Annotated in this window: 20 protein-coding genes and 1 tRNA gene; 16 read left to right on the top strand and 5 right to left on the bottom strand. The window is 63.7% G+C overall.

From position 1 onward, the window contains the following. Window positions 1–29: 29 nt before the first annotated feature. Genes LDZ26_RS01230 through LDZ26_RS01220 form a run of 3 tightly spaced genes read right to left on the bottom strand, consistent with a single transcriptional unit; the run spans window position 30 to window position 3265 of the window. Window positions 30–644, bottom strand: coding sequence for a LysE family translocator (locus LDZ26_RS01230; protein WP_244847819.1), 615 nt, complete (start codon window positions 642–644; stop codon window positions 30–32). Beyond that, a complete protein-coding gene (locus LDZ26_RS01225; protein WP_284502812.1) occupies window positions 644–1219 on the bottom strand; it encodes an adenine phosphoribosyltransferase in 576 nt (191 codons plus the stop codon). Before LDZ26_RS01225 ends, LDZ26_RS01230 begins: the two co-directional genes overlap by 1 nt. A gap of 51 nt (window positions 1220–1270) precedes the next feature. Further along, complete coding sequence (locus tag LDZ26_RS01220) at window positions 1271–3265, bottom strand: cation:proton antiporter (RefSeq protein ID WP_244847818.1); 1995 nt, start codon at window positions 3263–3265, stop codon at window positions 1271–1273. Window positions 3266–3425: 160 nt separating this feature from the next. On the opposite strand from LDZ26_RS01220, the gene kdsD reads away from it, so the two are divergent. The 11 genes from kdsD (at window position 3426) to LDZ26_RS01165 (ending at window position 12959) form a co-directional block, all read left to right on the top strand. Then, a complete protein-coding gene (gene kdsD, locus LDZ26_RS01215; RefSeq protein ID WP_175939340.1) occupies window positions 3426–4409 on the top strand; it encodes an arabinose 5-phosphate isomerase KdsD in 984 nt (327 codons plus the stop codon). After that, entirely contained in the window at window positions 4409–4945 is a 537-nt protein-coding gene (locus tag LDZ26_RS01210; RefSeq protein ID WP_244847817.1) for an HAD family hydrolase, read from the top strand. Before kdsD ends, LDZ26_RS01210 begins: the two co-directional genes overlap by 1 nt. Window positions 4946–4949: 4 nt before the next feature. After that, window positions 4950–5552: an LPS export ABC transporter periplasmic protein LptC gene (gene lptC, locus LDZ26_RS01205; RefSeq protein ID WP_244847815.1), complete on the top strand. Its 603-nt coding sequence runs from the start codon at window positions 4950–4952 to the stop codon at window positions 5550–5552. A 29-nt stretch (window positions 5553–5581) separates the two neighbouring features. After that, a complete protein-coding gene (lptA, locus tag LDZ26_RS01200) occupies window positions 5582–6292 on the top strand; it encodes a lipopolysaccharide transport periplasmic protein LptA (RefSeq protein ID WP_244847813.1) in 711 nt (236 codons plus the stop codon). Beyond that, window positions 6289–7071 carry an LPS export ABC transporter ATP-binding protein gene (lptB, locus tag LDZ26_RS01195; RefSeq protein ID WP_244847812.1) on the top strand — a complete coding sequence of 261 codons (783 nt, stop codon included), beginning with the start codon at window positions 6289–6291 and terminating at the stop codon, window positions 7069–7071. The genes lptA and lptB overlap by 4 nt, the downstream gene beginning before the upstream one ends. A 162-nt stretch (window positions 7072–7233) precedes the next feature. Further along, window positions 7234–8751 carry an RNA polymerase factor sigma-54 gene (locus LDZ26_RS01190; protein WP_244847810.1) on the top strand — a complete coding sequence of 506 codons (1518 nt, stop codon included), beginning with the start codon at window positions 7234–7236 and terminating at the stop codon, window positions 8749–8751. Between the two features lie 183 nt (window positions 8752–8934). Next, on the top strand, window positions 8935–9294 hold the full coding sequence (gene hpf / locus LDZ26_RS01185) for a ribosome hibernation-promoting factor, HPF/YfiA family (RefSeq protein WP_159835157.1): 360 nt from the start codon (window positions 8935–8937) through the stop codon (window positions 9292–9294). Between the two features lie 386 nt (window positions 9295–9680). Beyond that, window positions 9681–10136 carry a PTS IIA-like nitrogen regulatory protein PtsN gene (ptsN, locus tag LDZ26_RS01180; protein ID WP_244847809.1) on the top strand — a complete coding sequence of 152 codons (456 nt, stop codon included), beginning with the start codon at window positions 9681–9683 and terminating at the stop codon, window positions 10134–10136. Window positions 10137–10329: 193 nt separating this feature from the next. Next, window positions 10330–11298: an HPr(Ser) kinase/phosphatase gene (hprK, locus tag LDZ26_RS01175; RefSeq protein ID WP_244847807.1), complete on the top strand. Its 969-nt coding sequence runs from the start codon at window positions 10330–10332 to the stop codon at window positions 11296–11298. 79 nt (window positions 11299–11377) lie between these two features. Continuing rightward, window positions 11378–12274, top strand: coding sequence for an RNase adapter RapZ (gene rapZ / locus LDZ26_RS01170; protein WP_244847806.1), 897 nt, complete (start codon window positions 11378–11380; stop codon window positions 12272–12274). A 34-nt stretch (window positions 12275–12308) separates the two neighbouring features. Beyond that, window positions 12309–12959, top strand: a complete 651-nt coding sequence (locus LDZ26_RS01165) for an LON peptidase substrate-binding domain-containing protein (protein ID WP_244847805.1) — start codon at window positions 12309–12311, stop codon at window positions 12957–12959. Here the strand turns inward: LDZ26_RS01165 and mutY are convergent. Both mutY and mutM read right to left on the bottom strand, forming a co-directional pair. Further along, a complete protein-coding gene (gene mutY / locus LDZ26_RS01160; RefSeq protein WP_244847804.1) occupies window positions 12956–14017 on the bottom strand; it encodes an A/G-specific adenine glycosylase in 1062 nt (353 codons plus the stop codon). The genes LDZ26_RS01165 and mutY overlap by 4 nt on opposite strands. Before the next feature lie 5 nt (window positions 14018–14022). Then, window positions 14023–14853: a bifunctional DNA-formamidopyrimidine glycosylase/DNA-(apurinic or apyrimidinic site) lyase gene (mutM, locus tag LDZ26_RS01155; protein ID WP_244847803.1), complete on the bottom strand. Its 831-nt coding sequence runs from the start codon at window positions 14851–14853 to the stop codon at window positions 14023–14025. Between the two features lie 84 nt (window positions 14854–14937). On the opposite strand from mutM, the gene LDZ26_RS01150 reads away from it, so the two are divergent. The 5 genes from LDZ26_RS01150 (at window position 14938) to LDZ26_RS01130 (ending at window position 19462) form a co-directional block, all read left to right on the top strand. Next, entirely contained in the window at window positions 14938–16794 is a 1857-nt protein-coding gene (locus tag LDZ26_RS01150) for a tetratricopeptide repeat protein (protein WP_244847801.1), read from the top strand. Next, a complete protein-coding gene (gene lolB, locus LDZ26_RS01145) occupies window positions 16794–17429 on the top strand; it encodes a lipoprotein insertase outer membrane protein LolB (protein WP_244847800.1) in 636 nt (211 codons plus the stop codon). The genes LDZ26_RS01150 and lolB overlap by 1 nt, the downstream gene beginning before the upstream one ends. Window positions 17430–17447: 18 nt before the next feature. Beyond that, entirely contained in the window at window positions 17448–18329 is an 882-nt protein-coding gene (gene ispE, locus LDZ26_RS01140; RefSeq protein ID WP_244847799.1) for a 4-(cytidine 5'-diphospho)-2-C-methyl-D-erythritol kinase, read from the top strand. Between the two features lie 55 nt (window positions 18330–18384). Next, window positions 18385–18461 (top strand) — tRNA-Gln (locus LDZ26_RS01135). 47 nt (window positions 18462–18508) lie between these two features. Further along, window positions 18509–19462 (top strand): ribose-phosphate pyrophosphokinase, encoded by a 954-nt coding sequence (locus LDZ26_RS01130; RefSeq protein ID WP_244847798.1) that lies wholly within the window; start codon window positions 18509–18511, stop codon window positions 19460–19462. Window positions 19463–19572: the final 110 nt, after the last annotated feature.

Raw genomic sequence — 19572 nt, 5'->3', positions numbered from 1 at the left:
GACGCGTGCGCGCCGTGCGAAAAGCGAAATCAGTCGCGCAGCGCCACGCGAATGCCGAGCACGATAAACGTCATGCCCGCGAGCCGGTCGAGCCAGACGCCCACGCGCGGACGGCGCTTGAGCCACGCGCCGATCATCCCCGCGCCGATGCCGAAGAGCGAAAACACGGCGACCGTCTGCAACATGAACACGCCGCCCAGCTCGAACATTTGCAGCATCACGCTTTGCGCGCCATGCGGATCGACGAACTGCGGCAGGAACACGATAAAGAACAGCGTGACCTTCGGATTGAGCATGTTGCCGAGCACGCTCTGCCGAAACACGGTCGACAGCGGCTGACTCGGGCGCGCGTGCGCCGTCGCGAGGCCGTGGCTGCGCAGCGCCTTGATGCCGATCCACACGAGGTACGCCGCGCCCGCGAGCTTCACCGCCTGAAACGCGAGCGGTGACGAGCGCAAGAGCGCCGCAACGCCCAGAGCGGCGAGCGTCGTATGAAAGATCACGCCGCACGCGAAACCCAGCGCCGCGACGACGCCCGCGAGCCGGCCTTGCGAGATGCCGCGCGCGAGCACTTGCAGATTGTCAGGCCCCGGCGCGATGGTGATTGCGACCGACGTCGCGAGAAACAAAAGTATGTTCGGCATCAATGGCCTCCGAACTCGCAGACCGTGTAGAGCGGCAAGCCGCCGTCGCGCAGCAGCTTGGAGCCGCCGAGATCGGGCAAGTCGATGATCGCGGCCGCTTCGACGACCTTCGCGCCGAGCCGCTCCAGCAGAATCTTGCCGGCCATCATCGTGCCGCCGGTCGCCACGAGATCGTCGACGATCACGACGCGGTCGCCGGGCTGGCACGCGTCCTCGTGAATCTCGACCGTCGCGCTGCCGTATTCCAGCTCGTACGACTGCGAGAGCGTCTTGTACGGCAGCTTGCCCTTCTTGCGAATGGGCACGAAACCGAGACTCAGCTCGTACGCGAGAATCGGCCCGATGATGAACCCGCGTGCATCCATGCCCGCGATGACGCTCAGGTTCGCGTCGATATAACGCTGCACGAACAGGTCGATGAGCGTGCGCAGCGCGCGGCGGTCCTGCAGAACGGGCGTGATATCGCGGAACTGGACGCCGGCTTGCGGCCAGTCTTCGACCGTGCGCACGCGCTCCTTGATGAACCGCGCCGCATCTGACGATGCAGACGAAGCGCTCGATGAAATGGTGGACATGACTTCTCCGAAATCCGCGCTGTGAGGCCGCGCTTGCCTGATGAAGAGAACTTAGGCTGCCCGGCGATTGCGCGAAAGCCGTTCCTCGGCCTGCGCGAGCACTTCGGGCAGGCCGCGCAACACGACGATGTCGTTCGCGCGGAGCCTGGTTTCGGGGTCCGGCTGGACGCCCCGGATGCCATGACGGCGAATGGCGGTCACTTCGACACCGTTGCCGACGAGACCGAGATCGTCGAGCGAATGCCCGACCGCCTCCGAATGTTCGTCGATCGGTACGGATTGTAGCCGCACCTGCTCGTGGCCATCGTCGTCGTCCAGATCGTCCGCGCCGTGGAAATAGCCGCGCAACAGGCTGTAGCGCGCATCGCGCATTTCTTCCACGCGCCGCACGACGCGGCGCATCGGCACGCCCATCAGCACGAGCGTATGCGAGGCGAGCATCAGACTGCCTTCGACGATCTCCGGAATTACTTCCGTCGCGCCCGCGGCGGTCAGCTTTTCGAGATCGGCGTCGTCCACCGTGCGCACGATCACCGGCAGCGTCGGCGCGAGTTCGTGGATGTTGTGCAGCACGCGCATCGCGGACGGCGTGTTCGCGTACGTGATCGCGACCGTCGCCGCGCGGTTCAGCCCCGCCGCGACCAGCGATTCACGCCGCCCGGCATCGCCGAAGACGACCGATTCGCCCGCCGCCGCGGCAGCCGCCACGCGATCCGGGTCGAGATCGAGCGCCACGTACGAAATGCCTTCCTGTTCCAGCATTCGCGCGAGGTTCTGCCCGGCGCGGCCGTAGCCGCAAATAATGACGTGGCCGCTCTGCTTGAGACTTTGCGTCGCGATCTTCGTCATTTGCAGCGATTGCAGCATCCATTCCGTCGACGACAGCCGCAGCACGATTCGATCCGCGTTCTGAATGATGAACGGCGCGGCGAGCATCGAGAGCAGCATCGCGGAAAGGAGCGCCTGAAGGATGGTGGCGTCGACCAGATGCGAGTCCCGAATGAGGTTCAGGAGCACGAAGCCGAATTCCCCCGCCTGCGCGAGCCCGAGCCCGGTGCGCATGGCGACGCCGGGCGGCGAGCCGAACAGGCGCGCGAGGCCGGTGATCATCACGGCTTTCAGCAAAATGGGCACGACGAAGAACGCGAGCACGAGAAGCGGGTGCTCCCAGATCACGCGCGGATTCAGCAGCATGCCCGTCGTCACGAAGAACACGCCGAGCAGCACGTCGCGAAACGGCTTGATGTCTTCTTCCACCTGATGCCGGTACGGCGTTTCCGCGATCAACATGCCCGCGATGAACGCGCCGAGCGCGAGCGACAGCCCGAACTTGTCCGTGATGAACGCCGCGCCGAGCGTCACCAGCAGCAGGTTCAGCATGAACAGCTCTTGCGAGCGCCGCCGCGCGACGAGGTCGAACCAGCGCGTCATGAACTTCTGGCCGAGGAACAGCAAAACCGTCAGCGCGACGACGATCTTTACCGCCGCGATGCCGAGCCACATCACGAGTTGCGACGAATTGCCGTTAGCGAATGCCGCGATGATGATGAGGAGCGGCACGACCGCGAGATCCTGAAACAGCAGCACGCCAAAGATATTGCGGCCGTGCTCCGATTCAAGTTCGAGCCGCTCCGCGAGCAGCTTGCTCACGATCGCGGTGGACGACATGGACAGCGCGCCGCCGAGCGCGAAGCTCGCCTGCCACGACATGGTGGTCCAGAACTGCGCGAGCCACCCGGCGACGAGCGCGAAGACGATCGTCGCGCCGACCTGGCTCGCGCCGAGCCCGAAGACGATACGCCGCATCGAGCGCAGCTTCGCAAGCGAGAATTCGAGACCGATGGAGAACATCAGAAACACGACGCCGAATTCGGCGAGGTGCTGCGCGCGCTCGGTATCCGGTGCGATACCGGCCGCGTGCGGACCGACGATAATGCCGACGGCCAGATAACCGAGCATCGGCGGCAAGTTGAAGAAACGAAATACGACGACGCCCGCCACCGAACACAGCAGCAACAACAGCGTCATTTCGAGCGGGGAAGTCATCCGTCCAGCGTCCTCGTCGTCAGCGCGCCGATACGTGTCCGGCGCGGCGTTTTCGGTGTCGTGGGAAGCCCCTTTTGCCAGGGCTCGCGGGGGCGGATAAGCGGCGGCGCGCCGCGCACCGTAAGGCGCGGCGAAGAAACGCCTTTGCTATACTCCGCGAATGATAGCGAAAATCAATGGCGACCGGGCACTGGCGCTGGCTCGCAGCGTAATCCAGATTGAAGCGGACGCGGTTCGCGGTCTCTCGGACCTTCTCGACGACAACTTCACCAACGCGGTCGAAGCCCTGCTCGGCTGTCGCGGCCGCGTGGTCGTGTCGGGTATCGGCAAGTCGGGACACGTCGCGCGCAAGTTCGCCGCCACGCTTGCGTCCACCGGCACGCCGGCGTTTTTCGTGCATCCGGCCGAAGCGAGCCACGGCGATCTCGGCATGGTCACCGCCGACGACATCTTCATCGCGCTATCGAACTCCGGCGAGACCGAAGAACTCGTCGCCATTCTCCCGCTCATCAAGCGCCTCGGCGCGAAACTCATCGCCATTACCGGCCGTCCGGAGTCGAGCCTCGCGCAACTCGCGGACATGCACCTGAACGCACGCGTCGAAAAAGAAGCCTGCCCGATGAACCTCGCGCCGACCGCCAGCACGACCGCCGCGTTGGCGCTCGGCGACGCGCTCGCCGTCGCGGTCCTCGACGCACGCGGCTTCGGCCCCGACGACTTCGCGCGTTCGCATCCCGGCGGCGCGCTCGGCCGGCGTTTGCTGACCTACGTGCGCGACGTCATGCGCGTGGGCGACGAGGTTCCCGTCGTGCCGCTCGACGCAACTGTTTCAGACGCCCTCTTTCAGATCACCGCGAAGCGCATGGGCATGACGGCGGTCATCAACGGCAATCGTCACGTGGAAGGCATCTTCACGGACGGCGACCTGCGCCGCATTCTCCAGCGCGACGGCGATTTCCGCTCGCTCAAGCTCGCGGACGTGATGACGCGCAATCCGCGCACCATCGGTCCGGACCATCTCGCGGTGGAAGCCGTGGAACTGATGGAGCGCCATCGCATCAATCAGATGCTGGTCGTCGACGCCGATGCGACGCTGATCGGCGCACTGAACATGCACGACCTCTTCTCCAAGAAGGTAATCTGATGGCGCAGAAGCCTTTCCCCGCCGAGCGCGCGAGCCGCATCAAGCTCATGGTGTTCGATATCGACGGCGTTTTCACCGACGGCAGCCTGTACTTCAGCGCCGAAGGCGACACCATGAAGTCGTTCAATTCGCTCGACGGCCACGGCGTGAAGCTGCTCGAACGCATCGGCGTGCAGACGGCGATCATCACCGGGCGGCAGTCGGGAATCGTCGCGGCGCGGGCGAAGGAACTGGGCATCACGCATCTTTATCAGGGCGTCGCGGACAAGACGGTGGCGCTCGCGCAATTGCTCGACGCGACCGGCATCGCCGCCGCCGAATGCGGCTACATGGGCGACGACTGGCCCGATCTCGCCGTCATGCGCCGCTGCGGATTCGCCGCCGCGCCGGCCAACGCGCATGCGGAAGTGAAAGAGCGCGTGCATTGGGTAACCGAAGCACGCGGCGGCCACGGCGCCGTGCGCGAAGTGTGCGATGCGATTCTCCGCGCACAGAATCGCTATGACGCGCTGCTCGCGGCGGCGCTCGGAGACTGACGCCATGCCGCCCACCCGACGCCTCACTTCGCTGTTGCCGCTTCTGGCTATGGCGGCGCTCGCGGGCATCACGTACTGGCTGCTGCAGGCCACGCTGCCGTCCGCGCCGCAGGCGCCCGAGCAGCCTAAACGTCACACGCCCGACTACTTCGCGGATAACTTCTCCGTCTCCGAACTGGATTCCACCGGCACGACGCAATACCGGCTGACGGCGAAATCCATGGTCCATTACGAGGACGACGAGAACAGCGACCTGACGCTGCCCGCCGTGCGCATGTTCCAGCCGCAAAAGCCAATCGTGACGGCCACGGCGCAGCGCGGCACGGTGAACGGCGACGTGTCGATCGTCGATCTCTACGACAACGCCCGCATCCTGCGCGCGGCCGGTTACGGCGATCCGCAGATGCAGGCGGATTCGCAGCATTTTCGCGTGCTGGTGAACGACGATGTCATCGAAACGGAAAAGCCGGTTAAACTTCAGCGCGGTCCGTCGGTGATGACCGCCAACGGCATGAACTACAACAACGTCACCCGGGAAATGAAGCTCTTCGGTAACGTGCGCGGCGCGATCGCGGCCACGGATATCAATGGCGGCTCCTCCAAGTGAACCCGGCATTCCATCCTGATCTTGACTGCATGAACCACAGCTTCCCTTGTCCCGATGGCGGCCCCGCGGGCGCGACGTTCGCGCATCGCACCACCGCGCGCGTGAGGCGTGTGATGCGGGCCGCGCTGGCCGCAGCCGCCGCCGCGCTCGTCGCGCTGCCGCTCGCGGGCTTCGCGCCCGCCGCGCACGCCGAAAAAGCCGACCGCGACAAGCCGCTCAACATCGAAGCGGACAACATGTCCTACGACGATCTGAATCAGAAGAACGTCTTCACCGGTCACGTCGTCGCGACCAAGGGCACCATCGTCATCAAGGCGGATCGCGTGGAAGTCACGCAGGATCCGCAGGGCTATCAGTACGCGACCGGCACGTCCACCGGCAGCAATCTGTCGTACTTCCGCCAGAAGCGCGACGGCGTCGACGAATACATCGAAGGCAATGCCGTGCGCATCGACTATGACGGCAAGAACGACTTCACCAAGCTCACGACGCGCGCCGTGGTGCGCCGCCTGCAAGGTCTGACCACGGTTCAGGACGAAGTGCGCGGCAGCGTCATCACCTACGACGGGCAGAAAGACTTCTACACGGCGAGCGCCGGCAAGGACGTGGCCGGTCCAGGCAACCCGAGCGGCCGCGTCCGCGCGATGCTCGCGCCCCGCTCCGGCGGCGCCGCGCCGCTCAACGGCTCGCCCGCGACCCTCGCGCCGTCGAACACCATTCAAGGAACGCCGCAGCAGTGAATTCGCCCGCCCTGTCCCCAAGCAAGCCGGACGGCAAGTCGAGTTCGCTCGTCGTCCGCAACCTGAAGAAGCGGTACGGTTCGCGCACCGTCGTGAAAGACGTCTCGCTCGACGTGAAGAGCGGCGAAGTCGTCGGTCTGCTCGGCCCGAACGGCGCGGGCAAGACCACGTCGTTCTATATGATCGTCGGCCTCGTGCCGCTCGACGCGGGCGAAATCGATCTCGACGGCAAATCCATCAGCCTGCTGCCGATCCATCAGCGCGCGCATCTCGGCCTGTCGTATCTGCCGCAGGAAGCGTCCGTGTTCCGCAAGCTCACCGTCGAGCAGAACATTCGCGCCGTGCTGGAACTGCAAACGGACGCGTCGGGCAAGCGACTGTCGAAGGATGCCATCACGCAGCGCGCGGAGGCCCTGCTCGACGAACTGCAAATCGCGCATCTGCGTGAAAATCCGGCGCTCTCGCTGTCGGGCGGCGAGCGGCGGCGCGTGGAAATCGCACGGGCGCTCGCGACGAATCCCAGCTTCATTCTGCTCGATGAACCCTTCGCCGGCGTCGATCCGATCGCCGTGCTGGAAATCCAGAAGATCGTGAAGTTTCTGAAGCAGCGCAACATCGGCGTGCTGATCACGGACCACAACGTGCGCGAGACGCTCGGCATTTGCGACCACGCTTACATCATCAGCGACGGCAGCGTGCTCGCGGCCGGCGCGCCGAGCGAGATCATCGAGAATGAGAACGTGCGGCGCGTCTATCTCGGCGAGCATTTCCGCATGTAGCGTCAGCGCGATCCGGCGCTCGGCGATGCGGCGGATTACCGCATCTCCCGTGCGAAGACAGCAAAACTTACGTGCCGCCCTCGAGGCGGCACGCGCTTTTTTGGTTGGGCCGCGAGGTTTCGCGCGCGTGGCAAACTCTCTACAATGAAATAAAACTTTGCCATGAAAGCCAGCCTCCAACTTCGCCTATCGCAGCATCTTGCGCTCACCCCGCAACTGCAGCAGTCCATCCGGCTGCTGCAGTTGTCGACGCTCGAACTGCAGCAGGAAGTGGCGATGGCCGTCGCGCAAAACCCGCTGCTGGAAAACGACGACGACTGGATCGCGAGCCCCCTTCGCGTGGCCGCAGACGGCTCGCTGATTGCCACGGCCGGCGCGAGCAGCGCCGCCCCCGAGCCGATGATGAGCAACGGCTCGACTTCCAGTTCGTCGAGCTCCGAACGATCGGAAAGCAGCGAGCCGCAGGGCGTCGATGAGTACAACGGCCTTTCATCCGACGGCGGCACGGATTCGAGCAACTGGAATTTGGAAGACTACGGCCGTTCGAGCAACGCCTCCGACGACGACGACCTCCCGCCGCTGCAAATCCACGAATCGACAACGACGCTGCGCGACCATCTCACCGCGCAACTGCGCATGACGCAGGCGAACCAGCGCGACCGCGCGCTGATCACGTTTCTGATCGAATCGCTGGATGAGGACGGGTATCTCACGTCGTCGCTGGAAGAAATTCAGGCAGATTTGCCGGACGAACTCGAAGTCGATGTCGACGAACTCAGCGCGGCATTAGCCTTGCTCCAGAGTTTCGACCCGCCGGGTGTCGGCGGCCGGTCGGCGTCGGAGTGTCTGAAGCTGCAATTGCTGCGGCTCGATGCATCGCCCACGCGCACGCTCGCGCTCGATATCGTCACGAACCATCTGGAACTGCTCGCCGCGCGCGACTTCACGCGCTTGCGCAAGCAACTGAAGGCAAGCGACGACGCGCTGAGAGACGCGCATGTGCTGATCCGGTCGCTGGAGCCGTTTCCCGGCGCCGCATACGGCAAGAGCGAAGCGGACTACGTGGTGCCGGACATTCTGGTGCGCAAATCCGCGAGCGGATGGACCGCGGAGCTGAACCCGGAGATCGTGCCGCGGCTGCGGATCAACCATCTGTACGCGAACATTTTGCGCAACAACCGTGGCGATCCGGGCAGTGGTTCGCTGCGTCAACAGCTTCAGGAAGCACGCTGGCTGATCAAGAATATCCAGCAGCGCTTCGAGACGATTCTTCGCGTCGCGCAGGCAATTGTCGAGCGTCAGAAGAACTTTTTTGCGCATGGTGAAATCGCCATGCGGCCCTTGGTTTTGCGGGAGATTGCTGATACGCTGGGTTTACACGAATCGACGGTTTCTCGTGTGACCACCGGGAAGTACATGCTCACCCCATTCGGGACGCTTGAATTTAAGTACTTCTTTGGATCGCACGTTTCCACCGACACGGGCGGCGCCGCATCCTCCACGGCGATCCGGGCCCTCATCAAGCAACTGATAGGAGCGGAAGACCCGAAAACGCCTCTTTCAGACAGCCGCATCGCCGAACTGCTGGCGGAACAAGGCTTCGTGGTCGCGCGGCGCACCGTCGCCAAATACCGCGAGGCGCTGAAAATCCCCGCAGTCAATCTGCGCAAGTCTCTTTGACCCGTCTCTGTGGTTCACCGCATACCGCGGTGGACTTTTACCGGCCGCAATCGCGAAAGCGCGGACGAGCCGGCCAAGCGGCCCGTTCCTTGCGCGTACAAACATCGTGCACGGCGGGACGCGTAGCCGACCGGTATCGGACGAGCCGCCGTGGTTCAACGGCCCTTAGCTTGGAGAGCAACTATGAATCTGAAGATCAGTGGACACCACCTCGAATTGACGCCTGCGTTGCGCGAGTTTGTGATCACGAAGCTGGACAGAGTGCTCCGTCATTTTGATCAGGTGATGGATGGCAACGTTGTCCTCTCGGTCGACACTCATAGGGACAAGGACAAGCGCAACAAGGCGGAAATCAATCTGCACCTGAAGGGCAAGGACATTTTCATCGAGAGTTGTGACGCTGATATGTACGCCGCCATCGACCTGATGGTCGACAAGCTGGATCGCCAGGTCATTCGCCACAAGGACAAGATCCAGGGTCACGCACACGAAGCCGCGAAGTACCGCGAAGAAGCGCACGGCCTGGAAGCGCCCTCGCCCTGAGCGGCAGGCGCGCTAAACGACGCAGCCCGCCGGCCATCGGCGGGCGCAATTCGAGGCATTCCTCGAATGTAAAAGCGCCAGAGAAACGCCCGCTTCGGACAAACGCCGCCCATTGGCGGCGTTTTTGTTGCATAGTGCATGACAGCGTGGCACAAAGCATTGATTTTCCGAGCTTTGTACTGCACATTCGAATGCGGCGACTGCAATGGCGCGCTGCACCATTGCGCTGTCCCCTGTTCTATAATGAGCCGGTTATGATCGGGGTCCGCAGTACGGGAACGCCGCAGGGAACGCCGCAAGCGCATCTTCCGTATCACCATCGCCGTGAGCGCTTTCAGACAGCAGCCACGATGAGGAGCTATCAGGCCACGCATCAGCCTGCCAACATGAATCGTTTAGCCAAATTTCTTCCCATCGAGAACGTGGTTCTCGGACTGTCCGTCACCAGCAAGAAGCGTGTATTCGAGCAAGCGGGCCTGATCTTCGAGAACCAGAACGGCATCGCCCGCAGCATCGTCACCGACAACCTCTTCGCCCGCGAGCGCCTGGGTTCCACCGGGCTCGGCGAAGGCGTCGCCATTCCGCATGGCCGCATCAAGGGGCTGAAGCAGCCGCTCGCTGCCTTCGTGCGCCTGGCCGAGCCTGTCGCGTTCGAATCGCCCGACGGTCAGCCGGTGTCGCTCCTCATCTTCCTGCTCGTGCCCGAACAGGCTACGCAGCAGCACCTCGAAATTTTGTCGGAGATCGCGCAACTGCTCTCCGACAGCGAAGCGCGCGAGCGTCTGCACAAGGAAGAGAACCGTGAGGCGCTGTACCAGGTGCTCACGCAATGGCAACCGTAATCGCTTCTTAGACGCGGGCCACCGCTTCTGAAAAACGCACCGAGCGCGCCGCGCCGCTCGCGCGCTTTTGACGCGTCTCGCGTGCGCGGTGCTTCTGCGGCACAATCGGTCACACGCAGCGCCATGCGGCGAATCGAAGCTCAGGCTTCGTCACGCGAAGGCTGCTCCCGGCTTCCAACGGAGTTCCGGCCTCATGGATACGTCCAGCATCAACGCCCAAAGTATTTTCGACGACAACGCCGCCGCTCTGAAACTCAGCTGGCTCACCGGGCACGAAGGCTGGGAACGCGGGTTTTCGAGCGAAACGGTGGCGAACGCAACGTCGAGCGCCGACCTCGTCGGCCACCTGAATCTCATTCACCCGAACCGCATTCAGGTGCTGGGCGACGCCGAGATCAACTACTACCAGCGCCAATCCGACGAAGACCGCTCGCGCCACATGGCCGAGCTGATCGCGCTGGAGCCGCCGTTCCTGGTCGTAGCGGGCGAAGTGGGCGCGCCGCCCGAACTCGTGCTTCGCTGCACGCGCTCGTCGACGCCGCTTTTCACCACGCGCATGTCGGCGGCGGCCGTCATCGACAGTCTGCGCGCGTATATGTCGCGGATTCTCGCGCCGCGCGCCACGCTGCACGGCGTGTTCATCGACATTCTCGGCATGGGCGTGCTGCTGACGGGCGATTCCGGCCTCGGCAAAAGCGAACTCGGCCTCGAACTTATCAGCCGCGGCCACGGACTCGTTGCCGACGACGCCGTCGATTTCGTGCGTCTCGGTCCGGATTTCGTCGAGGGACGCTGCCCGCCGCTCCTGCAAAACCTGCTGGAAGTGCGCGGCCTCGGCCTGCTCGATATCAAGACCATCTTCGGGGAGACCGCGGTGCGCCGGAAGATGAAGCTCAAGCTGATCGTGCAGCTCGTGCGCCGCCCGGACGGCGAATTCCAGCGCCTGCCGCTCGAAAGCCAGACCGTCGATGTGCTCGGCCTGCCCATCAGCAAAGTGACGATTCAGGTCGCCGCAGGCCGCAACCTTGCTGTACTGGTGGAAGCGGCAGTGCGCAACACGATTCTGCAATTGCGCGGCATCGACACCTTGCGCGATTTCATGGACCGTCAGCGGCTTGCCATGCAGGACCCGGACAGCCAGTTTCCCGGCAAACTCGTCTGAAGCCCGCGCGTCTTCACGGAATCCGCACGAAGTCCGTACGATACGCAGGTGCTAAGATGAAGCGAACGAGCACACTTCCATGCGTATCATCCTGATTACCGGCATTTCCGGCTCCGGCAAGTCCGTCGCGCTCAACGCGCTCGAAGACGGCGGCTACTACTGCGTCGACAACCTGCCTCCGCGCTTTCTGCCCGAACTCGCCGCGTATCTCGCGAGCGAGGGGCAGCAGCGTCTCGCCGTCGCGATCGACGCCCGTTCGAGCCTGTCGCTCGACGAAGTTCCGTCCATCATCGACAACCTCACGAAAGCCTACGACCTGCGCGTGCTGTTTCTCAACGCCAGCACGCAGGCGCTCATTCAACGCTTCTCCGAAACACGCCGCCGTCATCCGCTGTCCGGTCCTCCGGGGCACGACGCGAGCGTGGGCGTGCTGAATTCGCTTGGCGAAGCCATCGAGCGGGAGCGCGAACTCGTCGCGGGACTCGCGGAATACGGGCATCAGATCGACACGAGCAACCTGCGTGCGAACGTGCTGCGCGCGTGGGTGCGGCGCTTCGTCGAAACCGACGCCGCCGATCTCACGCTGATGTTCGAATCGTTCGGATTCAAGCGCGGCGTGCCGCTCGACGCCGATCTCGTCTTCGACGTGCGCACGCTGCCGAACCCGTACTACGACCGCGAGTTGCGCCCGTTCACCGGCCGCGATCAGCCGATCATCGACTATCTCTCGGCTCAGCCGATGGTCGGCGAAATGATCGACGATATCGACGGCTTCGTCGGCAAATGGCTGCCGCGTTTTCGCGACGACAACCGCAGCTATCTGACCGTCGCAATCGGCTGCACGGGCGGGCAGCATCGCTCGGTGTATATCGCGGAGGCGCTCGCCGCGCGCTTTCGCGACGCTGCAACCGTGATCGTGCGGCATCGTGACGCGCCCATTCCCGTGGATGAGAGCGCGAGCACCACGCGAACCTGATCGCCGCGCAGGCGGTCCACCCTGGAGGGGTGCGATGTCCTCGAATCCCGCGAATCCCGCGAATCCCGTTCTCTTCGACGTGCCGCTGTTTCCGCTGCACACGGTGCTTTTCCCCGGCGGGCTTCTGCCGCTCAAGATCTTCGAGGCGCGCTATCTCGACATGGCGCGCGGCTGCCTGCGCGAAAAGACGCCGTTCGGCGTGTGTCTTCTGAAGAGCGGGCACGAGATCGCGTCGCCGGGTGAGCCGTCGGTGCCCGAGAACGTGGGCTGTCTCGCGGAAATCATCGAATGCGATGTGGATACCTTCGGGCTGCTGCTCGTGCAGGCGCGCGGCACGGAGCGGTTCCGGCTGCTTTCGCATCGCGTGGAGGCGAGCAATCTGCTCGTCGGCACCGCCGAGCTATATGGCGACGACCGGCCGTTGCAAGGCGCGGAGGCGCTCGCCAAGTTCGGCGCGTGCGCGGAAGTGCTCGAACGGATCATCGAGGCCATCAAGACGCGCGAGCCGGAGAACCTGCCGTTCATCGAGCCGTTTCTGCTGGACGATCCCACGTGGGTCTCCAACCGGCTCTCGGAAATCCTGCCGATTCCCATGCGCTCCCGCCAGAAGCTGATGGAACTGCTCGACGCGGGCGCGCGCATCGACGTCGTGCATCACTACATGCAGCACCATCAACTGCTTTAGAGCAGCGTGCCGGTCAGCGCGTCGAGCAGCTTGCGCACGGGCGCGGGCACGCCGAACGAATCGATGCTAGACAGCGGCGCCCATACGGTGCGCGCGTCCTTTGCTTCCGGCGTCGCGCCGCGCATTTCGCCGAGGCGCGGCTCGATGTCGAGCTTGAAGTGCGTGAACGTGTGCGAGAAGGGCGTCAGGCGCTGCAAGTCCGCCTCGCAGCCGTTGTCTTGCGCGACTGCGGCGAGCGCCGCCTCGTCGGGCGCTTCGGGCAGGCTCCACAATCCGCCCCAGATGCCCGTCGGCGGGCGCTTTTCCAGCAGAATCGAATCGCCGTCCTTCAGCACCAGCATCCACGTCTTGCGCGTCGGCACCGTCTTCTTCGGGCGCGCCGCCGGCAGTTCGCGCTGCCGCCCTTCGACATTCGCGACGCAATCCGCAGCGAACGGACACCGCGCGCAGTCCGGCTTGCCGCGCACGCAGAGCGTCGCGCCGAGGTCCATCAGGCCCTGCGTGTAGGCGGTGACTTCGTTCTTGTCCGCGGCGTCGGGCAAGAGCGATTCAGCCAGCGTCCACATCGCGTTCTCGACGCGCTTCTCGCCCGGAAAGCCTTCCACGCCGAAGACGCGGGCCAGCACGCGCTTCACGTTGCCATCGAGAATCGTCGCGCGCGCGCCGAATGCGAACGACGCGATGGCCGCCGCCGTCGAGCGACCGATGCCCGGCAACTCCGCGAGTTCATCGACAGTTTGGGGAAATTCGCCGCCATGCTCGTGCGCGACGACCTGCGCGCAGCGATGCAGATTGCGCGCCCGCGAGTAGTAGCCGAGACCGGCCCACAGCGCCATGACGTCGTCGATCGGCGCATCCGCGAGCGCGGTCACGCTCGGGAAGCGTTCGAGAAAGCGCGCGTAGTACGGAATGACGGTCGATACCTGCGTCTGCTGCAGCATGATCTCGGAAAGCCAGATGCGATAGGCGTCCCGCGTGTTTTGCCACGGCAGATCGTGACGGCCGTGAATGCGTTGCCACGCGATCAGGCGCGCAGAGAAATCGGTGAGTGCAAGCATCGGATTTAGCGTTGGCAGCGCGGACAAAAGTAAGTCGAACGCTGTCCCTGGACGATTTGGCGGATCGCCGTGCCGCAGACGTGGCACGGCAGACCCGCGCGATCATAGACGAAGTAGTCGAGCTGAAAGTATCCCGATTCGCCATTGCTGCCGACGAAATCGCGCAGCGTGCTGCCGCCTTTGTCGATGGCCGCGGCGAGCGTCACGCGCACCGCATCCGCGAGCAGATCGTAGCGCACGAGCGAGATGCGGCCAGCGGCGGTCGTCGGCCGGATGCCCGCGCGGAAGAGGCTCTCCGACGCATAAATGTTGCCGACGCCCACGACGATGCCGCCCGCGAGCAGCGCCTGCTTCACCGAGACCTTGCGCCCGCGCGTCTCGCGAAACAGCAGCGCGCCCGAGAACTCTGGCGAGAACGGCTCGACGCCCAGACTCGCAAGCAGCGGATGCGCGAGCACGTCGCCGTCTTCGCGCGGATGCCAGAGAATCGCGCCGAAGCGACGCGGATCGCGAAAACGCAGAATGAATTCGTCGAAGATCAGATCGACGTGATCGTGCTTCGCCGCGTCCGGCGGCCGCGGCACGTTGCGCAGCACGCGCAGCGTCCCGGTCATCCCGAGATGAACGATGAGCCAGCCTTCGGCGGTCTCGAACAACAAATACTTGCCGCGCCGCTCGACCTTCTCGATTTTCAGATGCCCGAGCGTCTTCGCGAGATGCTTCGGGATGGGCCAGCGCAGCGCGGGCGTGCGAACGTCGACATGCTCGACGCGCCTTCCCGCGACGTAGGGTTCGATTCCCCGGCGGGTGACTTCGACTTCCGGAAGTTCGGGCATTTTCTGGAGAGAGACTTGCTTCAGCGGTTGTGCCGGTATTTTAGCGACCGCGTTACAATCGACCGAAACATCGTCTGGATTTCCATGAACTCGTTCGTCATGAAGCTGTTTGCGAAGCGTCAGGCCGGCTTGACGCAATCGTTCGCGATGCCAATGTCCCGCGCCGCCGGCGCGGTGGCGCTGGCACTCGCCGCACTCGCGTTTGCACCCGCGCATGCGCAGTCGCCCAACGCGACGCCCGTTCCAGGCGACGACGATTCCGCTGTGCAAACCGCCGCCGACGCGCTGACCGCGCCCGTCAGCGGCGCGGAGCAACAAGACCTGCCGAACGTGGCCGTATCGAGCCAGATCGTGTTTCAGGTGCTGGCCGCCGAAGTGGCATTGCAGCGCGGACAGCCCGCGCCCGCTTTCCAGACTTACCTCTCGCTCGCCCGCGACACGCACGATCCGCGCTTCGCTCAACGCGCGACCGAAATCGCGATTGCCGCGCAAAGCCCGAACGACGCGCTCACGTCCGCGCAACTCTGGCAGCAGTTCGCGCCGCATTCGGAGCGCGCGGCGCAGTTGAGCGCATCGCTTCTGATCGTTGCGGGCAAGCCCGACGACGCGAAGCCCACGCTCGAGCGCGAACTCGCGAAGGTGTCGCCCGAGCAGCGCGGCGAGGCGCTTCTGTCGCTGCAAGCGCTGCTGGCGCGCGGCCCGAATCGCGTGGGCGGCCTCAACGTGCTGAAGGATCTCACCGCGAACGACCGCGATCGCCCGGAAGCGCAACTCGCGATCGCGCGTCAGCAATTGCTCGCGGACGATCAGCCGGGCGCGAAGGCATCGCTCGAAAAGGCGCTGCAATTGCGGCCCGATTATCTGCCCGCTGCGTTGACGCTCGCGCGCATGGGGCCGCAAGAGCGCGCGGAAGGCATCGCTTCGTTCGAGCAGTATCTGGCAAAGAACCCTAAGTCGCATGATGCGCGGCTCGCGCTCGCGCAACTGTATCTGTCGTCCGACCGGCTCGACGACGCGCAGAAGCAGTTCGAAATCATGCGCAAGAACGATTCGAAGGACCTGACGCCGTTGATGGCGCTCGCGCTCATCGACATCCAGAAGAAGCAGTTCGACAAGGCGAAGGACTATCTAAATCAGTACGCGAAGGCTGCCGAAAGCACGCCGGGCGCGGACCCCGGTCAGGCGTATATCTATCTCGCGCAGCTCGCGCTCGAACAGAAGGATGAAGCCGCCGCCGCGCAGTGGCTCGACAAGATTCCGCGCACGAGCCAGCAGTATTTGCCCGCGCAGATCACGCGGGCGCAATTGCTTGCGAAGCAGGGCAAGGTGGACGATGCGCGGGCGCTCATCAACAGCCTGCAAAGCTCGGATCCGCGCGATCTCGCGCTTCTCGCGCGCACCGATTCCGCGATTCTCTTCGAAGCGCATCGCTATAAGGAAGCCGAGGAAAATCTGGCGAAGGCGGTCGCCGCGTTTCCGGACGATCCCGACCTCGTGTACGACTACGCGATGGCCGCCGAAAAGAACGGCCACTACGACGTGATGGAAACGCAACTGCGCACGCTGATGCGCACGCAACCGAACAATCCGCAGGCGTACAACGCGCTCGGGTACTCGCTCGTCGACCGGAATCAGCGGCTCGACGAAGCGGTGCATCTGATCGAGAAGGCGGTATCGCTCGCGCCGAACGACGCGTTCATCATGGACAGTCTCGGCTGGGCGCGCTTCCGCCAAGGAAACGCAGCCGAAGCTGAGAAGATCCTCAAGAATGCTTATGACCTTCAGCCGAACGCGGAAATCGGCGCGCATCTCGGCGAAGTGCAGTGGGAGTCCGGCCAGCAGGACCAGGCGCGCGCTACGTGGCGGCAGGCTCAGAAGCTCGAACCGGGCAACGATACGCTCGTCAAAACGCTGAAACGACTTCAGGTGAACGATCTCTAATGGCATTCGACTTCTTCGCCGGCGCGAAGCGTCCCGGGGCGCGGCGCTGCGCGCTCGGATTCGCGGCGGCCGCCGCGCTCGTTCTGTCCGGCTGTGCCCTTCAACCGCGCCTGCCGACTACGTCGGAAGGCTCGACATCGCTCGCGACGCAGACGAGCCGCATGTACCACGGGCGCTTCGCCGTGCAGTACGTCGATCAGAACGGCGTCGCGCGTAACGCCTACGGCAACTTCGACTGGCAGGAAACGGGCGATACGGTCACGCTTCAGTTACGTAATCCGCTCGGGCAGACCATGGCGATCGTCACGTCCTCGCCTTCCCTCGCGACGCTCGAATTGCCGAACCGCCAGCCGCTCAACGCGGACAACGTCTCGGATCTGATGCGCAACGCGCTCGGCTTCGCGCTGCCCGTCGAAGGCTTGCGCTACTGGCTGCAACCGTCGGCGGCGCCGACATCGCGCGCAGAGACGACGCTCGACCCCGAATCGAACACCGGCCGTCCCAAGGAAATCAAGCAGGACGGCTGGACGATCGACTACCTGGCCTATGCCGAGCCGCCTGCCGCCGGCGTCAAGCGCATCAATCTCACGCGCAGCGAGCCGCCGCTCGACATCAAGCTCGTCATCGACCAGTAACGCCTTCTTGCCTGCCGCATGTCTTCTTCCAATGATTCGATGCGCGATTGCCTCGCGCCCGCGAAGCTGAATCTGTTCTTGCACATCACGGGCCGTCGTCCGGATGGCTATCACGAGCTGCAAACCGTCTTTCAGCTGCTCGACTGGGGCGATGTCCTTCACTTCAAGCGCCGAGAAGACGGCGTCGTGACGCGCAAGTCCGAGGTGCCCGGCGTGGCCGAGGACGACGATCTCGTCGTGCGGGCCGCCCGATTGCTCCAGAAGCACACGGGCAGCGGCTATGGCGTTGAGATCGAGATCGACAAACGTCTGCCCATGGGCGCGGGTCTCGGCGGAGGAAGTTCCGACGCGGCGACGACTCTTTTGGCGTTGAATCGTCTATGGGGAGTTGACCTTTCGCGTGAAACTCTGCAGAATCTCGCCCTGCAACTCGGCGCGGACGTGCCGTTTTTTGTCTTCGGGCAAAATGCATTTGCAGAGGGTGTGGGCGAGGCGCTGCAGGCGGTCAAACTGCCGAAACGCTTCTTCCTGGTAGTCACGCCCGCTGTGCACGTTCCGACCGCGGCGATTTTCTCCGAAAAAAGCTTGACACGGAATACGGAAGTCGCCACAATCATGGACTTTCTTGCACAGCAAAGGTCAGACACTAACTGGCCAGACAGCTTCGGTCGGAACGACATGCAGGCTGTAGTTGCAGAAAAGTACGCGGAAGTTGCAAAGGTGCTCGAGTGGTTTTCCAATCTCGCACCGGCGCGAATGACCGGATCTGGAGCAAGCGTGTTCGCCGCTTTCCCCAGCCAGGCCGAAGCGGAGTTGGCGCAAGCCAAGCTGCCGGCAAGCTGGAAGAGCGTGGTGACAAGCAGTCTGGATTCTCATCCTCTCTTCGCTTTCGCGTCATAGATTTAGTTTTGTCGGGTATGTCCTACACTTCCCGGCAAGATTCAAGGTTAAGTGTAGGGGAGTCGCCAAGTTGGTCAAGGCACCGGATTTTGATTCCGGCATGCGAGGGTTCGAGTCCTTCCTCCCCTGCCATTCTTTCTCGCGTTTTCCTCACGCCTCCAGCCGCAGACAGGTGCACGATGAGCAGTGACGGCCTGATGGTTTTTACTGGCAACGCAAATCCGGCGCTTGCTCAGGAAGTCGTCAAGATCCTAGGAATCCCTCTCGGCAAAGCGATGGTCAGCCGTTTCTCCGACGGCGAGATCATGGTCGAGATCCAGGAAAACGTGCGAGGCAAAGACGTATTCGTTCTTCAGTCCACCTGCGCACCGACGAACGATAACCTGATGGAACTCATGATCATGGTCGATGCGCTCAAGCGCGCATCCGCAGGCCGGATCACCGCAGCCATCCCCTATTTCGGCTATGCGCGCCAGGACCGCCGTCCGCGTTCCGCGCGCGTGGCCATCTCGGCGAAGGTCGTCGCGAACATGCTGGAAATTGCCGGCGTCGATCGCGTGATCACCATGGACCTTCACGCCGACCAGATTCAAGGTTTCTTCGACATTCCCGTCGACAACATCTACGCCACGCCCGTTTTGCTCGGCGATCTGCGCAAGCAGAACCATGATCATCTGCTGATCGTGTCGCCGGACGTCGGCGGCGTCGTGCGCGCCCGCGCGCTCGCCAAGCAGATGAACACGGATCTGGCAATCATCGACAAGCGCCGTCCGAAGGCGAACGTCGCCGAGGTGATGAACATCATCGGTGAAGTCGAAGGCCGCACCTGCGTCATCATGGACGATATGGTCGATACCGCCGGCACGCTGTGCAAGGCCGCGCAAGTGTTGAAGGATCGCGGCGCGAAGCAGGTTTTCGCCTACGCCACGCATCCGGTCCTGTCGGGTGGCGCCGCGGAGCGCCTCACGGCGTCGCAACTGGACGAACTCGTCGTCACGGACACCATTCCGCTGTCGGCGGAATCGCTGGCATGTCCGAAGATTCGTCCGCTGACGAGCGCAGGCTTGCTCGCGGAGACGTTCTCCCGCATCCGGCGCGGCGACTCGGTGATGTCGCTCTTCGCCGAAGGCTAAAGCATTGGCAATACACGCGAGGCTCGGGCTTCGCGTTCTTGCATGATCGGCGCGAACGTACGAAGGTTCGCGCCGTTTGTTATGGGATCGTCTATTTCGATGATCCCGGT

This window comes from Caballeronia sp. SL2Y3 (genome assembly GCF_022879575.1).
GTDB lineage: Bacteria > Pseudomonadota > Gammaproteobacteria > Burkholderiales > Burkholderiaceae > Caballeronia.
The sequence above is the reverse complement of the archived record's forward strand: the minus strand, read 5'-3'. Positions and strand labels throughout refer to the sequence as shown.